General features: G+C 71.4%; 4 protein-coding genes. All 4 read right to left on the reverse strand.

Annotated features, from left to right (window positions below):
* Nucleotides 1–679 (reverse strand): alpha/beta hydrolase (locus ACSNN9_RS28125; RefSeq protein ID WP_436676332.1); only part of this gene is annotated, 679 nt, incomplete at its 3' end.
* Between the two features lie 422 nt (nt 680–1101).
* Nucleotides 1102–2418, reverse strand: coding sequence for a nucleotide disphospho-sugar-binding domain-containing protein (locus ACSNN9_RS28130; protein WP_436676333.1), 1317 nt, complete (start codon nt 2416–2418; stop codon nt 1102–1104).
* Between the two features lie 151 nt (nt 2419–2569).
* Nucleotides 2570–3022, reverse strand: coding sequence for an SgcJ/EcaC family oxidoreductase (locus tag ACSNN9_RS28135; RefSeq protein WP_436676334.1), 453 nt, complete (start codon nt 3020–3022; stop codon nt 2570–2572).
* Between the two features lie 47 nt (nt 3023–3069).
* Nucleotides 3070–3546: an SgcJ/EcaC family oxidoreductase gene (locus ACSNN9_RS28140; RefSeq protein WP_436676335.1), complete on the reverse strand. Its 477-nt coding sequence runs from the start codon at nt 3544–3546 to the stop codon at nt 3070–3072.
* Nucleotides 3547–3568 lie beyond the last annotated feature (22 nt).

Genomic DNA, 3568 nt, shown 5'->3' on the forward strand with positions numbered 1-3568 from the left:
CGCGCCGGATCTCCTCCAGCCGGTCGGCCAGTTCGCGCGGCCGGCTGAGGGCCACCGGGTGCCCGCCGTCCATCTCGTCGGCGGTGATGCCCAGCCGGTCGGAGACCAGCTTGCGCGAGAAGTCGATGGGGAAGAACCGGTCGCCCCGGCAGAGCAGCGCCCGGGTCGGCACGTCCGGCCAGGACTTCAGCGGCCACGGCTTCTCGAACGGCGTCCCCGACTGGTCCCGCGCGTTCGCCGTTGCCTCCTCGACGAGCTGCGGCGACAGCTCGTGGAAGAAGATGACCCCGGGGTCGTCGTTCTGCTCCGGCGTCCAGCCCTCGCGCTCGGCCTGGGCCTGCCGGGCCTCCGCGTAGCCGGTGCTGCCCCACCACTCGCCCGGCGACTCGCCGGGGGCGGGCACCATCGGCGTCAGCAGCACGAGCAGGTCCGCCTGGACCCGGTCGCACACCAGCGGGCCGGTGAACGCGCCCAGGGACTGCGCGACGACGACCAGGTCCCTGCGGTCCCCGATGGCCTCGACGGCGACGTCGGTGTACTCCGCCAGCCCCGCCGAGTCGTCGTCACAGGGCAGGTCGACCGCGACCACGTCGTGCCCCCGCTCACGCAGCTGGTCCGCCAGCAGGTGCCAGTACCAGGGTCCGCTGCCCGCGGGCGGGATCAACACGTACGTTGCCATTCTCAGTGATCCTCCAGAGTAGATGAGGTGGCCGGTGCCCGTGCCAGGCAGGCCAGGAACAGAGGCCTGGGAAAATGCGCCACCGTGATCGACCCGAGCCTATCGCAGATGCTTTGTGGAATCGGGTAGATCCGCCGCGCGTCCGCCGCGATGTCACCAGCCGCGCGCATCGGGGGGTCGTCACCTCCGGGCGCGCGGGAACGCCGATTGTGGCGAGGCCGAAAGGCGCTCACCATAAAGCGGCCGGCGGCCCCGGCGAAAAGCTGCCACGAATCGCGGGCATCCGCGCGATCCTCGCGCGGATCCCCGCGATTGTCGGAGGCGACATCGGTCGGCGCCCTGACCGGGACCGGTACGGCAGCTTTCCGCGGGATCCCTCGCGGAGCGTGCCGGTGCCGGGCGCCGCGGCGGCGCCGACCGGGTCAGACCCGCGCGCGGTGGTGGGCGGTCAGCCGCTCCAGGATCGGGACGACGTCGTGCGGGCTCGGCATCGACAGCCACTCCTGGTGCACCCGCGCCGCGCCCTGCCGGTACGACGGATCCTCGAGCACCTGCACGAGTTGCTTGCGCATGTCGTCGACCGACTGCTCGGCCCGGTTCAGCGCGATTCCCGCGCCCCGGGCGGCCATGTACGGGCCGGTCACCGGGGACTCGATTCCCCACATCTCCACCGGGACGATCTGCGGGACCTGGAACGGGATGGCCGCCGCCCAGGTGCCCACGCCACCGTGGTGGATGAAGGCCGAACAGGTCGGTAGCAGCAGGTCGAGCGGAATGTACTCGATGATCCGCACGTTGTCCGGCACCCGGGTGACGCCTTCGAGTTGGGCGTCGTTGAGGGTCGCCACCATCTCCACGTCCAGATCGGCGACCATCTCGAACATGTCGTTGATCAGCGAGTGGATCGCGCGGGCGAGGTCCTCGGCGCCCTTGCCGAACTGTCGCATCGACGCGCCGAGGCAGAACGCGATACGCGGGCGGTCCGGCCGGTCGTACAACCATTCCGGCATGACCGCCGCGCCGTTGTAGGGCTCCCACCGCATGGACACGGCGGACCGGGTGGTGGGCAGGCGCATCCCGGCCGGGGTCGGGTCGATGGTCCACTGGCCGAACAGCAGCTCGTCGTCCACCTCGAAGCCGAAGGGCTCGGCGACCGGGCGCACGTAGCCGGTCAGCGGATCCTCGCCCAGCGGGAGCCCGGCCTCCCGGCGCTGCACCCAGCGGTCGTGCGTCCAGGCGAACATGTCGTGCCCCCAGAGCAGCCGGGCGTGCGCCGCGCCGCAGGCCCGCGCCGCCACCGCCGCCGACGGCCAGCACGGCTCCCAGATCACCAGGTCCGGCCGCCAGCCCTGGGCCAGCCGGATCAGGTTCTGCACGCCGGAGGCGTCCACCGCGGTCGCCGGGTCGGCGGGGTGGAAGTTCCAGGTGCACGGCAGCATGAAGTTCCGGAAGAACTCCCAGGGGTAGGCCTCTTCGGGATCGGTGAGCCCCAGCGCCTCCGACAGGTCCCCGTACCGCTCCGCCGCCAGCGCCCGGAGTTCGGCGCTGCCCGCGCCCACCGTCTCGGGCAGGTCGTCGCCGAGGGACACCGCGGTCAGCCCCGCGTCGGTGACCGCCTTGGCCACGGCCGGCCCGGAGACCACGCAGACCTCGTGCCCGGCGGACTTGAGGGCCCAGGCGAGCGTCACCGACGGGTAGAGGTGCGCGATGGCGGGCCAGACCGCGAACATGACTCGCATTCAGTTTCTCCTTGTGAGACAGGATGGCTCCGGTGGCGTTTCCCGCCCCGGCGGCGGGCACGGACAGGACACGAGACGCAGCCGGCACCCGTCCGGGTACCGGCTCCGCCCCACGTCCGCGACTTGCTTCGGGCACGCGTCTCGCTGCCCGTCAGCCCTTCAACGGGCTGGACTGGTGCGACATCAGGTGCCAGTCACCGTTGCGCCGGGCGACCACCCAGGTCGTCCGGACCTCGTCCTCCGGCGCGAGCTCGCCGGCGCCGTCGCGGACGATCCCGCCCTGGGTGACCGCCAGCGCGACGTCGTCGGTGAGCATCTTGATCTCCAGGGGCTCGTCCACCAGCCGCGCGCCCTGGTACGGACCCGCGAACGCCTCCCGCAGGTACGCGCGGATCTCCTCGCGCCCCTTCAGCTGGTTGTCACCGGCCAGCATGCTGCCGTTCTCGGTGAAGACGTCAGCGACGGCGTCGGCGTCGTTGCTCTCCCAGGCTCCGCGGAAGCGCAGCGGCACCGTGAGCACGGCGCCCTCCGTTCCGTTGGCGTACTGGCCGTAGTGGCTGGCCCACTGCTTGGCGCCTTTGACCAGTTCGGCAGCCTTGCTCATCGGGTTGTCTCCTTCGTGGGTCGGGCGGCGTGCCGGGTTGTGGGTGGTTACCAGCGCAGGGTGGCGCCGGCGCCTCGGGGGCTGTTCTGGTAGCCGGCGAGTTGCCACTGGCCGTTGGTCTTGACGACGATCCAGGTGGAACGCACGGCGAGTTCGTCGGCGATCTCGGTCTCGCCGGCGGCGAGGATGCCGCCGTGGGTACGCAGCAGGGCCACGTCGTCGGTGACGAAGCGGACGTCGACGGGCCGGCCGGTGACGCCGGTGCCCTTGAACGGGCCGGCGTAGGCGGCGGCCATGAACGCCCGGATCTCGTCGCGGCCGCGCTTGAACACGTCGCCGGGCAGGATCATGATCCCGTCCTCGGTGAACACGTCGGCCACGCCCTCGGCGTCGTTGTTGGCCCAGGCGGCGACCAGCCGCAGGGGAACGCTGAGGGCTTCCTTTTCCTTCTCGCTGGTGAACGACCCGTAGTAGGCCTCCAGCATGGCCCCACGGTCAGCGACACTCGCTGAGGCAGTGGACATGTGGTTCTCCTTATCCCTGGGA

Origin of the sequence: Micromonospora sp. URMC 107, from assembly GCF_051386315.1 — a bacterium.
GTDB lineage: Bacteria > Actinomycetota > Actinomycetes > Mycobacteriales > Micromonosporaceae > Micromonospora.